19 protein-coding genes and 1 pseudogene are annotated in these 18,650 nt (G+C 69.4%); 8 read left to right on the forward strand and 12 right to left on the reverse strand.

Annotated elements, in window-relative coordinates:
* Positions 1 to 3: 3 nt before the first annotated feature.
* The 10 genes and pseudogenes from lipA to RR3_RS20620 all read right to left on the reverse strand — a co-directional run bounded on the left by lipA (position 4) and on the right by RR3_RS20620 (position 9,418).
* Positions 4 to 1,008, reverse strand: a complete 1,005-nt coding sequence (lipA, locus tag RR3_RS24715; RefSeq protein ID WP_043804964.1) for a lipoyl synthase — start codon at positions 1,006 to 1,008, stop codon at positions 4 to 6.
* 75 nt (positions 1,009 to 1,083) lie between these two features.
* Entirely contained in the window at positions 1,084 to 2,484 is a 1,401-nt protein-coding gene (lpdA, locus tag RR3_RS24720) for a dihydrolipoyl dehydrogenase (RefSeq protein ID WP_040275012.1), read from the reverse strand.
* A 10-nt stretch (positions 2,485 to 2,494) separates the two neighbouring features.
* Positions 2,495 to 4,045 (reverse strand): dihydrolipoamide acetyltransferase family protein, encoded by a 1,551-nt coding sequence (locus tag RR3_RS20590; protein ID WP_064065684.1) that lies wholly within the window; start codon positions 4,043 to 4,045, stop codon positions 2,495 to 2,497.
* A 1-nt stretch (position 4,046) separates the two neighbouring features.
* On the reverse strand, positions 4,047 to 5,078 hold the full coding sequence (locus RR3_RS20595; RefSeq protein ID WP_017679840.1) for an alpha-ketoacid dehydrogenase subunit beta: 1,032 nt from the start codon (positions 5,076 to 5,078) through the stop codon (positions 4,047 to 4,049).
* Positions 5,079 to 5,092: 14 nt separating this feature from the next.
* Positions 5,093 to 6,058: a thiamine pyrophosphate-dependent dehydrogenase E1 component subunit alpha gene (locus RR3_RS20600; protein WP_010593458.1), complete on the reverse strand. Its 966-nt coding sequence runs from the start codon at positions 6,056 to 6,058 to the stop codon at positions 5,093 to 5,095.
* Between the two features lie 555 nt (positions 6,059 to 6,613).
* Positions 6,614 to 7,204 (reverse strand): CobW C-terminal domain-containing protein, encoded by a 591-nt coding sequence (locus RR3_RS25225; RefSeq protein WP_234420119.1) that lies wholly within the window; start codon positions 7,202 to 7,204, stop codon positions 6,614 to 6,616.
* A 77-nt stretch (positions 7,205 to 7,281) separates the two neighbouring features.
* Positions 7,282 to 7,578: a hypothetical protein gene (locus RR3_RS25230; protein WP_017679837.1), complete on the reverse strand. Its 297-nt coding sequence runs from the start codon at positions 7,576 to 7,578 to the stop codon at positions 7,282 to 7,284.
* A gap of 278 nt (positions 7,579 to 7,856) precedes the next feature.
* Positions 7,857 to 8,066 carry a hypothetical protein gene (locus RR3_RS20610; protein WP_010593460.1) on the reverse strand — a complete coding sequence of 70 codons (210 nt, stop codon included), beginning with the start codon at positions 8,064 to 8,066 and terminating at the stop codon, positions 7,857 to 7,859.
* A 76-nt stretch (positions 8,067 to 8,142) separates the two neighbouring features.
* Positions 8,143 to 8,271 (reverse strand): annotated as a pseudogene (locus RR3_RS20615) (zinc transporter permease); the annotation flags it as partial.
* 253 nt (positions 8,272 to 8,524) lie between these two features.
* The gene (locus tag RR3_RS20620; protein WP_010593462.1) at positions 8,525 to 9,418 is read right to left on the reverse strand and encodes an IclR family transcriptional regulator; all 894 of its coding nucleotides are present in this window, start codon (positions 9,416 to 9,418) and stop codon (positions 8,525 to 8,527) included.
* A 244-nt stretch (positions 9,419 to 9,662) separates the two neighbouring features.
* On the opposite strand from RR3_RS20620, the gene RR3_RS20625 reads away from it, so the two are divergent.
* Positions 9,663 to 10,562 (forward strand): TIGR03619 family F420-dependent LLM class oxidoreductase, encoded by a 900-nt coding sequence (locus tag RR3_RS20625; protein ID WP_017679835.1) that lies wholly within the window; start codon positions 9,663 to 9,665, stop codon positions 10,560 to 10,562.
* Positions 10,559 to 11,053, forward strand: a complete 495-nt coding sequence (locus tag RR3_RS20630) for a nuclear transport factor 2 family protein (RefSeq protein ID WP_010593464.1) — start codon at positions 10,559 to 10,561, stop codon at positions 11,051 to 11,053. The genes RR3_RS20625 and RR3_RS20630 overlap by 4 nt, the downstream gene beginning before the upstream one ends.
* A 65-nt stretch (positions 11,054 to 11,118) precedes the next feature.
* Here the strand turns inward: RR3_RS20630 and RR3_RS20635 are convergent, their stop codons facing one another.
* Positions 11,119 to 12,741 (reverse strand): acyl-CoA synthetase, encoded by a 1,623-nt coding sequence (locus tag RR3_RS20635; RefSeq protein WP_017679834.1) that lies wholly within the window; start codon positions 12,739 to 12,741, stop codon positions 11,119 to 11,121.
* A 282-nt stretch (positions 12,742 to 13,023) separates the two neighbouring features.
* Between RR3_RS20635 and RR3_RS20640 the strand changes: the two genes are divergently transcribed.
* The 6 genes from RR3_RS20640 (at position 13,024) to RR3_RS20665 (ending at position 17,978) form a co-directional block, all read left to right on the forward strand.
* Entirely contained in the window at positions 13,024 to 13,962 is a 939-nt protein-coding gene (locus tag RR3_RS20640; protein ID WP_010593466.1) for a 3-oxoacyl-ACP reductase, read from the forward strand.
* A gap of 17 nt (positions 13,963 to 13,979) precedes the next feature.
* Positions 13,980 to 14,732 carry an SDR family NAD(P)-dependent oxidoreductase gene (locus RR3_RS20645; protein WP_026137560.1) on the forward strand — a complete coding sequence of 251 codons (753 nt, stop codon included), beginning with the start codon at positions 13,980 to 13,982 and terminating at the stop codon, positions 14,730 to 14,732.
* Between the two features lie 188 nt (positions 14,733 to 14,920).
* Positions 14,921 to 16,060: an oxidoreductase gene (locus RR3_RS20650; protein WP_017679832.1), complete on the forward strand. Its 1,140-nt coding sequence runs from the start codon at positions 14,921 to 14,923 to the stop codon at positions 16,058 to 16,060.
* A gap of 43 nt (positions 16,061 to 16,103) precedes the next feature.
* A complete protein-coding gene (locus RR3_RS20655) occupies positions 16,104 to 16,982 on the forward strand; it encodes an aldehyde dehydrogenase family protein (RefSeq protein ID WP_064066563.1) in 879 nt (292 codons plus the stop codon).
* Positions 16,979 to 17,437 carry a nuclear transport factor 2 family protein gene (locus RR3_RS20660; protein WP_010593471.1) on the forward strand — a complete coding sequence of 153 codons (459 nt, stop codon included), beginning with the start codon at positions 16,979 to 16,981 and terminating at the stop codon, positions 17,435 to 17,437. Before RR3_RS20655 ends, RR3_RS20660 begins: the two co-directional genes overlap by 4 nt.
* A 13-nt stretch (positions 17,438 to 17,450) precedes the next feature.
* Positions 17,451 to 17,978, forward strand: a complete 528-nt coding sequence (locus tag RR3_RS20665) for a nuclear transport factor 2 family protein (protein WP_064066562.1) — start codon at positions 17,451 to 17,453, stop codon at positions 17,976 to 17,978.
* 227 nt (positions 17,979 to 18,205) lie between these two features.
* Here RR3_RS20665 and RR3_RS20670 read toward each other — a convergent pair whose 3' ends face one another.
* Complete coding sequence (locus tag RR3_RS20670; protein WP_234420120.1) at positions 18,206 to 18,592, reverse strand: hypothetical protein; 387 nt, start codon at positions 18,590 to 18,592, stop codon at positions 18,206 to 18,208.
* Between the last annotated feature and the right edge of the window lie 58 nt (positions 18,593 to 18,650).

Consider the following 18,650-nt stretch of genomic DNA (forward strand, 5'->3'; position numbering starts at 1 on the left):
TGGTCACTCTCCTGGCGGGTGCGCTGCGGCGAGACGGCTGAGAGCAGCCGCGAGTGGACGGCGGTGGTGGGCCATGGCGTCGGCGTAGAGGCGGCCGGCGCGATACGAGGAACGCACGAGCGGCCCCGCCAGGACGCCGGCGAAACCGATCTCCTCGGCGGCCTTCGAGTGCTCGACGAATTCTTCCGGCGCGACCCACCGCTCGACCGGGTGGTGCCGCGGCGAGGGACGCAGATACTGGGTGATGGTGAGGATGTCGCAGCCGGCATCGTGCAGGTCGGTCATCGCCTGATGCACTTCCTGTGGGGTCTCTCCCATGCCGAGGATCAGATTCGATTTGGTGATCAGGCCGAAGTCGCGGGCGGCGGCGAGCACGCCGAGCGAGCGTTCGTAGCGAAACGCGGGGCGGATCCGCTTGAAGAGCCGCGGCACGGTCTCGAGGTTGTGGGCGAGCACCTCGGGCCGGGAGTCGAACACCTCGGCCAGTAGGTCGGGCTTTCCACTGAAGTCGGGGACGAGGTTCTCGACGCCGGTGCCGGGGTTGAGGGCATGGATCTGCCGGACGGTTTCGGCGTAGAGCCAGGCCCCGCCGTCGGGCAGGTCGTCGCGGGCGACCCCGGTGATGGTGGAGTACCGAAGTCCCATCGCGTGCACGGACTCGGCGACGCGGCGGGGCTCGTCCCGGTCGAGGTCGGCGGGTCTGCCGGTGTCGATCTGGCAGAAGTCGCAGCGGCGCGTGCACTGCCGACCGCCGATCAGGAACGTGGCTTCGCGGTCTTCCCAGCATTCGAAGATGTTGGGGCAGCCGGCTTCCGCACACACCGTGTGCAGTCCTTCGCGTTCGACCAGGCTCTCGAGTTCGGCGTACGCAGGACTCGTCTTGACGCGGGCCTTGATCCAGTTCGGCTTGCGTTCGATGGGGGTCTGCGCGTTGCGGACCTCCAGTCGAAGCAATGTGCGGCCCGACCGGGCCGGCGCCTCGGGTGATGTTCCAGGGGTGGGATTCACGTTTCGTTCGATTCCTGGGCGTGGGGTTCCCGCCGAACCACGGTCCCACGCGGGTCCGCGGTTCGGCGGGGCTTGCTACATGTTGATCGGGCGGCCGAGTGCGGCCAGAACCGATTCGTGCATCGCCTCCGACAATGTCGGGTGCGCGAAGACGACCTCGGCGAGATCGTCGGCGGTCGCCTCCACGGATCGAGCGATACCGAATCCCTGGATCTGCTCGGTGACATCCGGACCGACCATGTGGGCACCGAGGAGTTCACCGCTGTCGGCGTCGAAGATCGTCTTCACGAAGCCGTCGGCTTCGCCGATCGCGAGCGCCTTCCCGGACGCCTGCAGGTCGAACTGCCCGATCTGGAGGCGGCGGCCGGTCGCACGCGCTCGTTCTTCGGTGAGACCGAGGCTGGCGACCTGCGGCCTCGCATAGGTACAGCCCGGAACGTAGTCGCGGTCCAACGGCCGGACGTGATCCGCACCGGCGAGCCTGTCCACACACAGCACGGCCTCGTGGCTTGCCTTGTGGGCGAGGCAGGGTGCGCCCGCCACGTCACCGATCGCGTACACGCCGAATGCGGTGGTGCGACACCACTGGTCGGTGGTGACGAATCCGCGATCGACCTCGACGCCGAGTTCCTCGAGGCCGAGGTCCTCGACGTTGCCCTGGATTCCGGCCGCAACGAGAACCCTGTCCACGGTCGACTCGTCGATCGTTCCGTCGGCCGACCGGACGGCCACGGTGACGGCGTTCGTGCCGACCGTCAGTTCGGACACCGAGGCGCCGGTGTGAATCCTGATGCCTCGCTTCTCGAACTGCCGCCGTACGTGGCCCGCGACGGCGGCATCCTCGACCGGCATGATCTGCGGAGCCACCTCGACGAGGGTGACGTCGGTGCCGAGATCGTTGTACAGACTCGCGAATTCGACGCCGATGGCGCCGGAGCCGATGACCAGCAAGGACTTCGGAAGCTCCGACGGGACCAGAGCCTCGAAGTATGTCCAGACCCGGTCGCCGTCGGGCACGACACCGGGAACCGAACGGGGCCGGGCCCCGGTGGCCAGGATGACATGGTCGGCCCGGTACTCGGACACCGACTCGTCCGCGGCCGTCACGGCGACGACTCCCTTGTCGAGCAGCCGCGCCGACCCCCGGACGACGTCGATGCCGTTCTTCTTCATCAGGTAGCCGATGCCGTCGGACAGTCGCCCCGACACCGACCGGCTGAACTCGACGAGGCGTGCCATGTCGAATTCCACACCGCTGGCACTGAACCCGAGCGGCCGAAGGTTCGCCAGCGTGTGGGCGACATCGGCACCGTGCAGCAACGCCTTGGTAGGGATGCACCCCCAGTTCAGGCAGATCCCCCCGAGCCGGTCCCGCTCGACGACGGCGGTGCGCAGACCGTGCTGCGCGGCACGGATGGCGGCGACATAGCCACCCGGCCCGCTCCCGACGACGATGACGTCGTACTTCTCTGTCATGGTGTACCTCTCAGACGAGCATCAGCGCGGGTGACTCGACGAAACGCCGGAGTTCTCGCAGGAAGGTGGCGCCGAGCGCGCCGTCGATCACCCGGTGGTCGCACGAGAGCGTGACGGTGAGCATCGTGCGCGCAACGACCTGACCGTCGACGACGACGGGACGCTCCTGTCCGGCACCGACTGCGAGGATGGCGCCCTGCGGTGGGTTGATGATCGCGTCGAATTCCCGCACACCGAACATGCCGAGATTGGACACCGTGAAAGTGCCGCCCTGAAACTCGTCGGCCGTCAGTTTCCCGGTCTTGGCCTTGGTCACCAGCGACTGCACCTCCCCGGAGATCTCGGCGAGAGTCTTGCCATCGGCGCCGCGCACGATCGGGGTGATCAGACCCGACGGCAGTGCGACAGCCACCGAGATGTCGGCACTTGCATAGCGCAGCACCGACTGTGTCGCCTCGTCGAACTGAACGTTGACATCGGGCACCTTCCGCAGCGCCGCGGCACACGCCTTGACGACGAAGTCGTTGACCGACAGTTTGACGGCGGGCACGGTCGCATTGATCTTCGTCCGCAAGGCGAGAAGGTCGTCGATCTGCAGGTCCGCGGTGAGCCGGAAGTGCGGGGCGCTGCGCTTCGACTCCTGCAACCGCTGCCCGATCGCCTTGCGCATCGCCGTGAACGGAATCGTCTCGAACTCCGCCTCCGCGACGGGTTCGGGCGCTGGGACGACTTCCGGTTGCAGCCGGAACCGGCGCTCGGCCTCGCGAACGTCGGCCTCACACACCCGGCCGCGTGAACCGGTGGCGCGGCAGTCGTGCAGATTGATCCCGAGGGATGCGGCCAGACGTCGGGCCACGGGGGTGGCCGGGACGGCGGTGTCGTCCTCGAAGGAACGTCCCGGAATACCTGACGGCGTCGGCGACGGCTGTGGTGCGACGGTTCCACCGCCCGCCCGGATCGTGTCGTGGATGTCGGCAACGGAGATCCGGCCGCCCCGGCCGGTCCCTGTCACACGGGCCAGGTCGATCGACAACTCGTCTGCCAGGCGGTGGGCGTGCGGGGTCGCAAACACGTCACCGTTCGTCCGTCCGCGCAGGGCATCGGGAACGATCGTCGCACCGGGACGCTGACGGGACCCGGTGGCCGCCCCGGTCACCGGTACCGATTCGTGGGCCGCCGGCGCCGGTGGGCTGCTCTCGAGATCCGACGGCGCGACGGTGGGCTGCCCGCCCGGTGACCGCCCCGACTCGGCCGGTGCCGGCACCTGATCTGCCCCGATGCCGGCGAGGAATTCCTCGATTTCGGCGTCCGAGACCGCGGCCTCGGCCGACACCGCCAGCACCGCACCGACCGGCAACGTCTCCCCCGCCTTGGCGACGACCCGTCGGAGCACCCCGTCGAACGGCGCCTCCAACTGGTTGGCGATCTTGCTGGTCTCGATCTCGCAGATCAGGTCGCCCTTCGAGAAGGACGCTCCCTCCTCGACCAGCCACTCCGCCACGGTGCCTTCCTCCATGGACAGGCCCCACTTGGGAACTTCGATCAGTTTGATCTCACTCATGTCAGGCACTCACAACCTTGCGGACGGCGGCCTCGATCCGAGCGGCGTTCGGCAGCCACGCCTGCTCGAGGACCGGGGAGAACGGCACCGGAGTGTGCGGCGGGGTGACCAGTTCGATCGGCGCCTTCAGTGACCCGAACGCACGCGTCGCGATCAGCGCGGCGACGTCGTGACCGAACCCGCAGCGCGCCGCGGACTCGTCGGCGATCACAACCCGGCCGGTGGAGGCGACGGATTCGAGGATGCCCTCCTCGTCGAGCGGCGACACCGTGCGGGGGTCGACGACCTCGACGGAGATCCCCTCGGCTGCCAGCTTGTCCGCGGCGGTGTTGGCGGCGTTCACCATCGCCGACAGCGCGATGATCGTGACGTCCGTGCCCTCACGGGTGTAGTTGGCGACACCGAACGGGATCGTGTACGGCTCGTCCGGAACCTCGCCCTTGACGTCGTAGAGTGTCTTGTGTTCACAGAACACGACGGGATCATCGTCGCGAATCGACTGGATCAGCAGGCCTTTGGCGTCGTACGCATTCGACGGGGCGACGACCTTGAGGCCGGGAACGGCGGCGAACACGTTGTACGGTGACTGCGAGTGCTGGGCGGCGGCGGAGAATCCGGCGCCGATCATGCCCCGCACCACCAGCGGGGTACGGGCCTTGCCGCCGAACATGTACCGGAACTTCGCGGCCTGGTTGTAGAGCGCGTCGTAGCAGACTCCGAAGAAGTCCATGAACATCAACTCGGCCACCGGTCGCAGCCCGGTCAGAGCAGCGCCGGCTGCCATGCCGATGATCGCGGACTCGGTGATCGGGGTGTCGATGACACGGTCGGAACCGAACTCGGTCCACAGACCCTTCGTCACCCCCAGCACACCGCCGAACGCCTCCACCTTCCCGGACTCGAGTTCCGGATTGGTGCCGGCGTGACCGCCGCGCAGGTCCTCACCGATCTGCACGACCGTCGCGTCCCGCTGCATCTCCTGTGCGAGTGCGGCTTTGATCGCTTCGCGATATGTCGTCTTCGACGTGGTCATTTTCGTTCTCTCTCTCAGTACGACACGTAGACGTCGGTCAGCAGGTTCGTCAGCGGCGGGTATTCGGCAGCGCGCGCCTTCGTGACGGCGACCTCGACCCGTTCACGAGCCTCGGCGTCGATCGCATCGAGTTCCTTCGCGGTGACCTTCTTGCCGTCGACCTTCGCGCGGAACTTCACCAGCGGATCGTGGGTTCTTCGGAGTTCGGCGACCTGGTCCGCGGTGCGGTACAGCTGGGCGTCGCCCTCGAAGTGGCCGTGCCAGCGGTGTGCCACCGCCTCGATGGTGGAAGGACCGCCTCCCCTGCGGGCGCGCTCGACCGCCTCGCGCGCCGCCTCGTGGACCTCGAAGAAGTCGGTACCGTCGACGGTGGTGGCGGGCATCCCGAACGACGCGGCGCGCGCAGCGATACTCGGTGTGCCGACCGCATAGTCGCGGCCGGTGGCCTCACCGAATCCGTTGTTCTCGATGACGAAGACGATCGGCAACTCGAGCACGACCGCCATGTTCATGGCCTCGAACACGGTGCCCTGATTGGATCCGCCGTCGCCGGTGAACGAGGCCGCGACACCGCCGTTCCCCAGGGTCTTGGCGCTCAGCGCAGCGCCGATCGCCAGCGACGGGGCACCGCCGACGATCGCGTTCGCGCCGAGCATGCCCACCGACAGGTCGGCGATGTGCATCGATCCGCCCTTGCCGTGGCACAATCCGTCGTTCTTGCCGAAGATCTCGGCCATCATCCCGTCGAGGTCACACCCCTTGGCAATGCAGTGGCCGTGCCCGCGGTGGGTGGAGCCGATGTAGTCGGTGTCGTGCAGGTTCTCGCACACACCGACGGCGATCGCTTCCTGCCCCGAGTACAGATGGATGAACCCCGGGATGTCGCCGGTCGCGTTCTCCTCGTGCAACCGGTCCTCGAACTCGCGGATCTCCGACATCTTCCGATACGCGCTCAGTAATGCACTCTTGTTCAGCGCCATTGCTCTCCTCTACTTTCTGCCTGAGGGCCTGCCGCACAGGGCCGAGCCCCGAGCGTGACGAGACTTCGGGACGGTCCTCGTCTCACGCCGTGTAACCCGGGTCACGAATGTAGGGAGAGGGAGCGAGCCCGCTCAACGTTGCGGCGGATTGCAGCCCGGGCTCGGCACGAACACTCGCGGTCGCAGCCGGGTCGGTTGCCGCACGGAACGCGCGCGGGCTGGATACCGCGCATGGAAAAGCGGGAGAGCACTCGGGAAGGGGGCGGATCGATCCGCAGCCGTGACAGGGTCCCCGTGAAGATGACATCGCCGACGACACTTCGATGTGCCCGGTTTGCCGGATTTTTTGTGTCCCTGGTGAATACCGTGGTTCTCCTGACGAACTCGACGTTCGATGGCCACCCGGCGCGTAGCGACGGCCACAGCAGCGAGAATCTGGTGTTTCCGCCGATGCGGTGACCACCGCTGCTACCCGACCGGCCCACGGTCACCCGAGTCTGCTCCCGGACCAGCCCGGGACCGCACAAGCGCCGGGCCCCGGCGCGGGCACGGGATCTACGTTTCCCGCCGCGGCAGCGGATCCGGCAGAGCCGTCCAGCCTGCAGGCCCGGCAAGAAACTCGTCGTCATCGAGGATGCACGCATCCAGCACGTCCTGCAGCCGGGCAGGATCGAGGTCGACGCCGAAGAATGCGATGTCCTGGCCGAAGGCGAGCGATTCCTCCGCGCAGGCGTCGGTGTCGGTGTGCATGGCCGTGAACTGCAACGCGGTGGCACATTGATCCCACAGCACCACCGTGTGGGGGCGCGATGCAAGCTGGCAGAAGCCCACCGCCCGTACCACATTCGCCCCGACAGGCGAGTCCGGACCTGCATCGAACAACGCAGCCAGACGGCCGGGATGAAGCGGGGAAGATTCTGATACCGGAAGGTGGACACCCGTGCGTGGACACTGCGCGGGGCGAAGGTGTCGCTGAGCACGTGCATCCAGCCCGCGCGGTTGAGGCTCGCCTCGGCGACGTCGAATCCGTGCCGATCGAGCACCAAGGGGGCGTCGGCTCCGAGCAGCACCACCGTCGCCGCCGGGTTCAGGTGCCCGACCAGCGCCACGAGCAGATGGAGATCGTCCACTGCCAGCGATGTCCATGCGGTGAACACCACGACGGTGGCGTGCTCGATCTGCGTCGCGGTCGCCACGAGCGACGCCCCCGGGTTTCGCCTCCGCTACAGGGCAGGGGCAACCAACATATCCCACAATGTCAGGGCGTCGACGGTTGTGACGACCGAGGCGAGGGCGAGGCCCCGGGGATGTTCGTCGCGGGCAGAGACGAATTCGGAGATCACGTGCGGCGCGCCGGCGTCCCCGCGGCACTGCAACAGCGCGTCGGTAGCGGTGACGTCCGCGGCCGAGCGCAGGTGCGGCACGAAGGCGTCGAACTCGACGAGCCGGTCCGCAGCCGACGGGCCCAGAGCGCGGCGCAACGCGACGGCTGCCGCCGGTTGCGTGAAGAAGAGGTGCACGCGCAGATAGCGACATCGGCGATCTCGATCACCATCCGTGCGACCGGGCCGCCGGCGACGGCCAGGGCCGGGGCCGGGGCCGGGGCCGGGGCCGGGGCCGGGGGCATCGTCGGTCCCGTCCCGACCATCGCCACCACGCACCCCGTTGGAGTCGGTGTGCGACGTCGAGCGTGGCCTCGGACCTCGCCCTGCGATTCGTCGACCCCGAGTTCGGCGGCGGCCGCTGTCGCCCTCCCCGGAGTGGGCCGGTGCCGTGGTTCCCAGACCATGAATGGAACTCACAGCGAGTCGAGCAGATCCAGCGCCGTCGGAACGGCGGCCGGTGTCAGCACTCCGAGGCCGAACGAGGCCACCGATGCTCCGATCGGCCGGTGGAGCAAAGAGAACACCGCGATACCCAGCAGGATCAGCCAGGCGCCGACCACCGCGACACGGATCGGCGTGACCCCCAGCAGTGCCCCGATGCTGCAGATCCCGCCCGGCAGCACCCATCTCCAGTGCAGATTGCGCTCACAGAACTCCCGGATGCGCGGGTCGGTTGCGCCCCGGGGCGAGTCCTGCCGGTCAGTGGTCGTCGTAGTGCCCCTCGTGCGCGGCGTGCCGGTGCCCCTCGTGGATGTAGTCCATGTGGTCGCCGTGCGGAACGGCCACATGCCCGCAACCCTCGCCATGGGTGTGGTCGTGGCCTGCATGCTCGCGGTGGTCGGTCTCGGTCATCGCAGAACTCCTCCGTCGGGAACCGTCACCCCTCGTCCAGTATCCCACCGCGACCGGGGGCGGACACCCGACTCAAGCACTCACCTCGGGCACTGTTCGCGGGCCGGGACGGAGCGAGGGGTCCGTAGGGCACCGACGCGGCACGCGTCGAAGCGGGACCCTCAGGACGAGACCGGCACGAAGCCCACCACCGCAGCCAACTCGCGGCATGAGGCCTCGAACAAGTCCCTCAGAGCCACTGACCGCTCTGGACCGACAGCAACCGGTCCATCGCGTCCGGGGACCACGTGCTCTCGGGCGGTTCGGGCGCCCGGCGGCCCCGGCGCGGGGCGCCGAGTTCGGGGTAGAGGCTGCGGGAGACCTCTCGGGCGGCGTCCACCACGAGGGGTGCGACCCGCTCGAGCTGCGCGGTGCGGGCGTCGCCGCACAGCGAGATCGCGGCGACCGGACCGTCGTGCCCGCGCACAGCGACGGCGACGCACGCGACGCCGCGCACGGACTCGCTGCGCTCGAACGACAGGCCGCGCCGCTGCCGGATCCGGCTGAGTTCCTGGTGCAGGGTCGCGAGGTCACCGATGGTGTGCTCGGTGCGGCGGGCCAGGCGCCGCTCGTACAGGTCGTCGACGCGCTCGGGTTCGAGCCAGGCCAGCATCGCCTTGCCACCGGCGGTGGTGTACGCCGGGGCCCGGCCGCCGACCCGCGAGGGCAGCGCCGCGGCGAAGCGGCCGCCGACCTTGTCGAGGTAGACGCTCTCGGCGCCGTCGAGGACGGCGAGGTGGACCACCATGCCGGTCTGCATGTGCAGCTCGTGCAGGAGCGGCGCCGCCGACGCCCGGATCTCCCCGTGGCCACCGTCCCCGCCGCCGAGACCGAGCGCCCGCCGGCCGAGGCAGTAGCCGAAGGATGCGTGGTCGACCCAGTTCAGCTTCACGAGCTGATCGAGGATGCGGTGCACGGTCGAGCGGGGCAGCCGGGTACGGCAGGCCACCTCCTCCAGCGTCAGGCGCGAGGACCTGCCCTCGAACGCGTCGAGGATGAGCGTCATCCGTTCGACCATCGACGGCGGCACGTCGCGCCGCGGGGCGGTGGTAGCTGTCGGTTCCGTTGCTTCGACGACTGCCATCTGCGGCCTCCCGATACTTCTGCCCCGGATGGGAGCGGGAAAACTGAAATGAATTCTGAAAGTGTATCAGCTCACTCTCGCCGCCAGTAGTGATCGGCGGCGCGAATCTCCCCCTGCGACCCTGACGCGCCTCGCGTCCGCGGTCGACGCGGATCCCGCTGATCGGAACGTCGGCCGCGACGAAACGATGCCGTCCGGTACAACGGACCGACACCCTCCCAGTCCCGGCAGCGGAGAGGCTCGCATGCGCATCGGAATCGTCAGCCCCGTCGTGGTCCAGCACCCCGGCGTGCACTCAGCGTGGGAACGCACCGCCGGCATCGACGACCTCGCCCGGGTGGCCCGGGCCGCCGATCGGCTCGGCTTCCACCATCTGACCTGCAGCGAACACGTCGCCGTCCCGGTGGACGTGGCGGCCACCCGCGGCGGCACCTACTGGGATCCCCTCGCCACGCTCAGCTATCTCGCTGCCCGGACGCAACGCATCCGGCTCGCCACTCAGGTGCTCGTCCTGGGTTACCACCACCCGCTCGAGATCGCCAAGCGCTACGGCACCCTCGACGTCCTCAGCGGCGGCCGTCTGACGCTCGGCCTCGGGGTGGGCAGCCTGCGCGAGGAGTTCGACCTCCTCGGCGCACCGTTCGAGGACCGGGGCGCCCGCGCCGACGACGCCCTGGCCGCGTTGCGCGCCGCACTGTCCCGACGCCTGCCGGAGTACCACGGGTCCTATTACGAATTCCAGAACCTGCTCGTCGAGCCGCACGCCGTCCAACCCCGCGTCCCGCTGTGGATCGGGGGCCGCACGCTGCGCTCGCTGCGCCGCGCCGTCGCCCACGGCGACGGCTGGGTGCCGTTCGGCCTGCCCCTGCCCGACCTGACCGCGATGCTCGGCCGGGTGGACCTCCCGGAGGGCTTCGACGTCGTCCTCGACACCGGTGCACCCCTCGACCCGCTGGGCGCGCCCGAGCGCACCGCCCGGTCGCTGGAACGCCGTCGCGAGGCCGGCGCCACCGCGGTCGGAGCGACCGTCGCCGCGACCGGCGTCGAACACTACTGCGAACAACTCGAGTGCCTGCGGGCACTCGGCACCGACCTGGGGCTGGACTTCGCCCCGGCCGAACCATCCGAACAGGAGACCCCATGACCGACACCGCAGAGACCGACACCGCAGAGCTCGTCCGGTCCCTCCTCGCCCGCGTCCAGCTCCTCGAGGACAAGATCGCCGTCCAGGAGATCGTCACCGCCTACGGCCCGGCCGTCGATGCCGGCGACGCCGACGCGGTGGGCGAACTGTGGACCGAGGACGCCGTCTACGACGTCGACATGCGCACCATGAACGGCCGCAAGGAGATCATGGAGATGGTGCGCACGCGGCCGCACCAGGACTACATCCACGAAGGATGCGGGCACCTCCTCGATCCCGTGCACATCCGGGTCGAGGGTGACACGGCCGTGGCCACCTGCCATTCGCAGTTGCTGCGCCACGACGAGAACGGCTTCCGGGTCTGGCGCGTGACGGCCAACCGCTTCGAACTCGTCAAGAACGACGGCCGGTGGCGGATCCGCAGACGCACCGCCCGGGTGCTCGACGGCCGCGACGAGTCGCGCGAGCTGCTCGCCCGCGCCGGTCGCTGACCCGCCCCGGACACCGGGAACGGCCGGCCCCGAATGCGGGGCCGGCCGTTCCTCGTCCGACGACGTCAGGCGTCGACGGTCGCGTTCTCGAGCGTCGCCCTCGCCCACCGGTAGTCCGCCTTCCCGGCGGGCGAACGCAGCACCTCGGGAACCGGCACGATCGTCTTCGGGATCTTGTACCCGGCGATCAGGGTCCGGCAGTGGTCGGCCAGTTCCGTGGCCGTGGGCGCGTCCACACCGGGACGGAACTGGACGGCCACCGAGACCCGCTCGCCCAGAAGCGGATCCGGGATCCCCGCCACCACCGCGTCGAGGACGGCCGGATGGCTCTTGACGGCTTCCTCCACCTCCTCCGCGTAGACCTTCTCGCCGCCGGTGTTGATGCAGGCCGACCCGCGGCCGAGCACGACGATCGCACCGTCCGGCTCCACGGTGGCCAGGTCCCCGAGCAGGCACATGCGCACACCGTCACACTCGGGGAACGTCGCCGCGGACTTGTCCGGGTCGTTGTAGTAACCGAGCGGGACGTGGCCGATGCGGGCGAGGTAACCGATGGTCTCCGAGCCGGGCTCGACCTCGGCCAGATCCGTGTCGACCACCCGCAGCGTCGGCGACGGGGAGATCCGCGCACGGCCGTCGGAGCCGGCGTCGAGGGTGCCGGTCGCGCCCGCCTCCGACGAGCCGAAGGAGTTGCGCAGGTAGACGTTCGGCAGCAGCTCCGCCAGGTGTGCGCGCACACTCGCCGACCACAGCGCCCCGCCGGAGCCGATGACCAGCAGAGAGCTCAGATCGAACTCCGTGCCGCGGGCGGCGACCGCGTCGGCCAGCGGCCGGCTGATGGCGTCGCCGACCACCATCACGATCGCGATCCGGTGCCGGTCGATCAGGCGCAGCGCCTCGATCGGATCGAACGACCGCATCAGCACCTGCTTCGCACCCGTGAACAGCCCCATCAGCACCGAGTACATCGCGGCCCCGTGCATGAGCGGCGCCGTGACGAGATAGGACATCGGGTGCTCGTTGGCCGCGGCGGCCGCGGCGAGATCGGCAGGGCTGCGGTGCGGTTCGCCGTAGGGGTTGCCGCCGGCCAGCGCCGCGAAGTAGAAGTCCTCGTGCCGCCACATCACGCCCTTGGGCATGCCCGTCGTGCCGCCGGTGTAGAGGATGTACCGGTCGTCGCCGTTCCGCGCACCGAAATCCCTCTCCCCCGAGGCGCTCTCCACCGCCTCCGCGTACCGCGCCACGGTCGCGTCCACAGCTGCCGCGGCCTGCTCGAGCGCCGCCGTCTCGGCGCTTCCGACGACGGTGATGTGCCGCAGCCGTGAGGTGTGCGGCACGGCCTGCGCCGCGACGTCGGCGAACTCGTCGTCGACCACGAGTGCCACGAGGTCCGCATCGGTGTAGAGGTGCACGAGCTCGGCACCCACGTAGCGGAAGTTGATGTTCACGGGCACCGCGCGAATCTTCAAGCAGCCCAACATGACCTCCAGGAACTCGAGGCTGTTGCGCATGTGCAGGCCCACATGATCACCTGCCGTCACTCCGACGGCCGCGAGGTGGTGCGCGGCCCGATTGGCGCGCGCGTCGAACTCGGCGTACGTCCGGGACTCGTCCCCGCAGATCAGGGCCGTCCGGTCGGGTATCGCATCGACGACGGCCTCGGTGAGATCGGCCAGGTTCAGAGACATCGCGGGTCCTTCCGGGGTTCGTGGGTGGGGCAGGACGCGCACGACCACGCGATCGTCGCGGGTATGCCGCGGATCACAGCAAATTCAGTAGAACATATTCCTGTTCCGGGATCAACGGCCGGATGATGACGCGAAGGCCAGGCCCCACGGTTGCCTGCGGACTTACGGGAACACCCTCGGCTCGCGAGAGTGCGGCCGGAGAACACCCTTGTGCAGGTACTAGAATGAATACTAGTTTTCAGTCACCGTTCTGCACTCCCGCACGGACCCAAGGAGCCCATCATGACCCAGAACCTGACCCTCGACGGCCGCGCCGCCGTCGTCACCGGAGCAGGCGCCGGCCTCGGCCGTGCCGAAGCCCTCGCCCTCGCCGACGCCGGGGCCGCCGTCGTCGTCAACGACATGGGCGCCGCCGCCCACGACGTCGTCGACGAGATCCGCGCCGCCGGAGGCCGCGCCGTCGCCGTCACCGGCGACGTCTCGGACTGGGCGCTCGGCGAGGAACTCGTCCGCACCGCGGTCACCGAGTTCGGATCGATGGACATCCTGGTCAACAACGCCGGCATCCTGCGCGACAAGATGATCTTCAACCTGTCCGAGTCGGACTGGGACGACGTGATCCGGGTGCACCTCAAGGGCCACGCTGCGACGTCGCGCGCCGCGGCCGTGCACTGGCGGCAGGCGTCGAAGGACGCGAACGGCCCCGTCTACGGCCGCGTGATCAACACCTCCTCCGAGGCGTTCCTGTTCGGCTCGGCCGGGCAGCCCAACTACTCGGCCGCCAAGGCCGGCATCACCGCCCTGACCCTGTCGACCGCCCAGGGCCTGTCGCGGTACGGGGTGCGGGCCAACGCCATCTGCCCGCGCGCCCGCACGGCCATGACTGCGGACGCATTCGGCGAGAACAACACCGGCGCGTCGGGTCTGGACCCGCTCGCGCCCGAGCGAGTGGCCACCCTGGTCCGGTACCTCGCCTCCCCCGCCTCCGACGAGGTCAACGGTCAGGTCTTCGTCGTGTACGGCAAGATGGTCGCGCTCATGGAGGCCCCCAAGGTCGAGCACCGCTTCGACGCCGCGGGCTCCGCGTTCACCGTCGACGAACTCGGTGACCAGCTCTCGTCCTACTTCTCCGGTCGCGGCCCGTACGAGACCTACGCCGCCTACAGTGTGGCCGAACTGGAGAAGGTCGCGCTCGCCACGGGCGACCCCGTCGGCGCATGAGTGGAAGGGACGTGGCCGTGAAACTGCGCGGGAAGACCGCCGTCGTCACCGGCGGTGCGGGCGGGATCGGCCGCGCGGTGACCCGCGTGTTCGTCCGCGAGGGCGCCCGCGTGCTGTTCGTCGACGTCGACGACGATCGGGGGCGCGCGCTCGAGTCCGAGCTGACCGGGGCCGGCGGTGAGGCGAAGTTCCTGCAGGCCGACATCTCCCGGCGCGAGAGCGCGGACCAGATCCGCGACGCCGCCGTCGCGGCGTTCGGCGGCATCGACATCCTGGTCAACAACGCGCACGCGTCGCGCCAGGCACTGCTGGTCGAGCACACCCCGGAGATGTTCGAGCTGTCGTTCGGCACGGGGTTCTACCCCACCGTGCACCTCATGCAGGCCTGCTACCCGCAGCTCAAGCAGGCCCGGGGTTCCGTCGTCAACTTCGGCTCCGGGTCCGCCCTCGACGGCATGCCGACGCAGACGTCGTACGCGGCGGCGAAGGAGGCGATCCGGGCGGTCAGCCGGGTGGCCGCGAACGAATGGGCCGCCGACGGCATCCGCGTCAACGTCGTGTGCCCGTTCGCCGCGACCGAAGGCGTGCAGGCCTGGCAGCAGGCGTTCCCCGACCGGGCGGCCGCCGCGGCGGCGAAGGTGCCGTTGCAGCGCATCGGCGACCCGGAGACGGACATCGCGCCGGTGGTGGTGTTCCTCGCCTCCGACGACTCGAAGTACATGACGGGGCAGACGCTGATGGCCGACGGGGGCAGCATCAAGCTGCGGTGAGCGGGGTTCCCTCGCGCCGGGTTCCATCGCACTGAGTGGGACACCCGATCGACAGGGGCGGTGCCGCGTGGAAATCTGCGTCCTACAGGCCCGCCGGCCGGTGTCGTACCCGGCCGGCGGGCCGCTTCCATACCCGGTCTGCCGCACGGCAGCCACGTCCGTACCGTCCGAGAGAGGGTTTCGACCGCATGGCTTCCTCCTCCCCGCTCTTCCGCCCGCTCCGTGTGCGTTCGCTCGAGTTGGCGAACCGCATCGTGATGTCACCGATGACGCGGTCGTACTCGATCGACGGTGTGCCGGGTGAGGACGTCGCCGCCTACTACCGGCGGCGGGCCGCGGGTGGGACGGGCCTGATCGTCACCGAGGGTGTCGCCATCGATCACCCGACGGCCGTGGACAATCCGCGTGTTCCGCGCATGCACGGCACCGAGGCACTCGCGGGGTGGCGCCGGGTCGTCGACGAAGTACACGACGCCGGGGGCCGGATCGTCCCGCAGTTGTGGCACGTCGGACCGTTGTGGGGCGCGATGAGCGCGGTCGATCCCGCACTGAAGCCGATGCGTCCGTCGGGCAGCTGGGGCACCCTGGGCATCACCTCGTACCCGGAGGACTACGTCGCGTGGGCCACCCGGCCGACGGAGGCGATGACCGAGCAGGACATCGCCGACGTGATCGCGGCCTACGCTCGCGCCGCCGCCGCAGCCGCCGAGGCCGGATTCGACGGCATCGCGCTGCACGGCGGGCACGGCTACCTGCTGGACTCGTTCCTGTGGGAGGGCACCAACACCCGGACCGACGCGTGGGGCGGTGACCTCGAGCGGCGCACCCGATTCCCCGCGGCCGTCGTGGCGGCCATCCGCGCCGAGATCGGCGACGATCTGCCCATCGTGTTCCGCTTCTCGCAGCACAAGCAGCAGAACTACACCGCGCGCATCGCCGAGACGCCCGACGAGCTGAAGGTGATCCTCGGCGCTCTCGTCGAGGCCGGCGTCGACATCCTCGACGCGAGCATCCGCCGTTTCGACACCCCCGCCTTCGAGGGCAGCGACCTCTCGCTCGCCGGCTGGGCAAAGCAGCTGACGGGCGTGACCACCATGGCCGTCGGCAGCGTCGGCATCGGCAAGTCGCTGCGGGAGAGCCGGATCAGCGGCTCGGCACCGATCGACGACAACGTCCACGAGGTGGAACGACGGATCGACAGCGGCGAATTCGACCTGATCGCCGTCGGCCGCCTGCACCTGGCCGACCCGGCCCTCGCGACCACCCTGCAAGCCGGGGGGCCGCTGCCCGAATTCGACCGCGCGATCCACGAAGCGTCGCTGACCTGACCCGAACGGGGCGGGTGCGCGGCGGTGACGACAGGAGGCCTCCATGGGATCCTCGTTCCCCGAGCAACTTTCCGCTGTGCTCGATCGGCAGCGCCGGACGCCGTCCACGGCGTCGGCCACCGATCCGGGCCACCGGGTCCGGCCCGTCCGCGCCATGATCGATCTGCTCGTGCAGCACCACAAGCCGCTCACCGAGGCGGTCCACGCCGACTTCGACGGACAACTGCCGACCCACGTGGTCATGGACGACATCCTCACGTCCCTGACGGCACTGCACCGGGTGCGGGAGTCGTTGGAAGGCTGGGGTAGCGCCGGTCGGCCCACCTACCGGATATCCGGACCGTCGGGGGCGCTGTGGCACTGCGGCCCGCACCACGACGCCGGGACGGTGGCCATCGTGGGAAGCCGCACCGCACCCCTGTTCTCGCTGCTGGGACCGTGGGTCAGCGCGATCGGCACCGGCCACCGCGCCGTGCTGATGCCGGCCCACGGGCTGCCGCGCACGGTGCGGGTGCTGGCGGACGCCGCCGAGTCCCTCCTCGACCCCGCCCACATCGCGGTGCTCGTCGGGATCGAGAACCACGACGATCAGATCACCGCCGACCGCTTCGACCACGTCGTGGTCACCGGCGAGCACCACGCGTCGCCGCCCGGCGGGACCGCGACGACGTCCGTGCTGCGCCCCGGCGCTGCGGGACCGGTGAGTCCGCACCGACGCACGTTCGCCGACGCGCTTGCGACGACGTACGCCGCGCTGCTGCCCGCCGTCACCGACCACCCCGGTCTCGTCGTGACCGTCGCCGACCACCCGGGCAGCTGCCCGGTCCTGCGCTTCACCCGCCCCGGAGCGGCCTCGTCGCCGACCGATCAGTGGGACGACGAGCGCGCGCCGGACGTCGAGCGATGGAGAATGCCGGCATGAGCAGCCCACTCGAGGATCGCCTCGCGCTCACGGACGTCGTCGCACGGTACGCCCGTGCCGTCGACCGCCGCGAGCCGGCCGTGCTGCGTTCGCTCTTCACCGACGACGCCGAGTTCGTGCAGCCGCCCGGGCTGGTCCGTCGCGGACACGACCCGGTGCTCACCGGTGCCGGACCGATCGCCGACGGGGTGCTCGCCGCGGTCGCGCACCTGCACTCCACACGCCACGTCCTCGGCCAGCACGTGATCGACCTCGACGGCGACCGCGCCCGGGGCGAGCTGTACTGCGAGGCGCACCACGTGTACCCGAGCGGCGACGGCTACCGGGACTACACGGTGTCCGTCCGCTATCGGGACGAGTACCGGCGCGAGCCGGACGGCTGGCGCATCTCGCGCCGGGAACTGGTCGTCGATCTCACCGCCGACCGTGAAGTGACGTTGCTCCGATCCGAGTGAGGGGGAAACCTTCGTGACACAGACCGACGCGGGCCTGACACCGAGCGCCGCGGAACAACTGCTGGCCGTCGAGGAGATCAAGCGGCTCTTCGCCGCACGGCTGCGGGTGATGGACACCAAGCAGTGGGATCTGTACCCCACCCTGCACACCGAGGACGTGGTGAGCGAGACCTGGGGCGGTCTGCCCGAGGACACCCAGCCGCGCACCGGTGGACGGTCCAATCGGGTCGTGGGCCGCGAACCGTTGCGGCGCGCCATCGAGAACCTGCTCGACGGAGGCACTCCGGTCACCAGTGCGCACCACGGTCACACTCCCGAGATCACCCTCACCGGCGACACCACCGCGACCGGCATCTGGGCGATGGAGGACGAACTGTGGTGGACGAACGGGACCGTCGAGGAACACCTGCACGGCTGGGGCCACTACCACGAGGAGTACCGGAAGGTCGACGGCGTGTGGTTGATCAGCTACCGCAAGCTCACCCGGCTGCGGCAGGTGCACACACCCGGGTTCTTCGACTTTCTGAAGCCGCTCCGGTAGGACTTCGCCGGTTGCCGTCTCGGGGATCGAGATGGTGACGGAGCGCCTTTCGCGGTAACGCGTCTCGTCGGTTCACCGGCTCTCGGTCCTCGTCGACACGCCACGGATGGCTCAGCAATTCTCTTGCGGAGCCGAGGGCAGCGCACGTGGAACGGCTTCGTGACGTCTCTGGCGGAAATCGTCCCAGAGCAACGGAATTGCTGCCACCGAGCACATTGCGCTCGCCCCTACCTCCCCAGTCTCCGCTGCGGCGGAACAGGCTTCGGCTCTTCGACCACTCGAAGAAGTGCGTGGTACCCCTGACTTCGGAACTGTTCGGGAACCTGCAACCAGGACGGATGCGACTCTGCGGCCAATGCGTCGGCCAAGACCCGGACCCGTCCACGATCACTGCCTTCCATGCGTAGGCTGTCGCCCAACGGATCGTTCATCGCACACGCCGACACCACCGCGTCGTCGAGGTGCCGCGCTCGGTCCCGTGCGTCCTCCTTGTAGGCAGCACCTTTCAGCACCAGCGCACCGAGGACGTCAGGAACGCTCAGCCGGATCGATCCGTCGTCGTACTCGACGATGCAGTCGACGGTCTTGCGGAGAGCCGAAGTTCCTGCAGGCACGGCGAATACCTCACGGCCGGCCACCTTCGGTCGATGACGGGGCGCGAGATCGTCCGGG

Origin of the sequence: Rhodococcus ruber NBRC 15591 (genome assembly GCF_001894945.1) — a bacterium.
In the GTDB taxonomy this organism is placed as follows: Bacteria; Actinomycetota; Actinomycetes; order Mycobacteriales; family Mycobacteriaceae; genus Rhodococcus; species Rhodococcus ruber.

Coding starts and splice junctions, on each gene's coding strand:
- lpdA (WP_040275012.1), bottom strand. CDS start 2,484: ATGACAGAGAAGTACGACGTCATCGTCGTCGGGAGCGGGCCGGGTGGC.
- RR3_RS20590 (WP_064065684.1), bottom strand. CDS start 4,045: ATGAGTGAGATCAAACTGATCGAAGTTCCCAAGTGGGGCCTGTCCATG.
- RR3_RS20595 (WP_017679840.1), bottom strand. CDS start 5,078: ATGACCACGTCGAAGACGACATATCGCGAAGCGATCAAAGCCGCACTC.
- RR3_RS20600 (WP_010593458.1), bottom strand. CDS start 6,058: ATGGCGCTGAACAAGAGTGCATTACTGAGCGCGTATCGGAAGATGTCG.
- RR3_RS25225 (WP_234420119.1), bottom strand. CDS start 7,204: ATGGACATCGCTGGCAGTGGACGATCTCCATCTGCTCGTGGCGCTGGT.
- RR3_RS20620 (WP_010593462.1), bottom strand. CDS start 9,418: ATGGCAGTCGTCGAAGCAACGGAACCGACAGCTACCACCGCCCCGCGG.
- RR3_RS20625 (WP_017679835.1), top strand. CDS start 9,663: ATGCGCATCGGAATCGTCAGCCCCGTCGTGGTCCAGCACCCCGGCGTG.
- RR3_RS20630 (WP_010593464.1), top strand. CDS start 10,559: ATGACCGACACCGCAGAGACCGACACCGCAGAGCTCGTCCGGTCCCTC.
- RR3_RS20635 (WP_017679834.1), bottom strand. CDS start 12,741: ATGTCTCTGAACCTGGCCGATCTCACCGAGGCCGTCGTCGATGCGATA.
- RR3_RS20640 (WP_010593466.1), top strand. CDS start 13,024: ATGACCCAGAACCTGACCCTCGACGGCCGCGCCGCCGTCGTCACCGGA.
- RR3_RS20650 (WP_017679832.1), top strand. CDS start 14,921: ATGGCTTCCTCCTCCCCGCTCTTCCGCCCGCTCCGTGTGCGTTCGCTC.
- RR3_RS20655 (WP_064066563.1), top strand. CDS start 16,104: ATGGGATCCTCGTTCCCCGAGCAACTTTCCGCTGTGCTCGATCGGCAG.
- RR3_RS20660 (WP_010593471.1), top strand. CDS start 16,979: ATGAGCAGCCCACTCGAGGATCGCCTCGCGCTCACGGACGTCGTCGCA.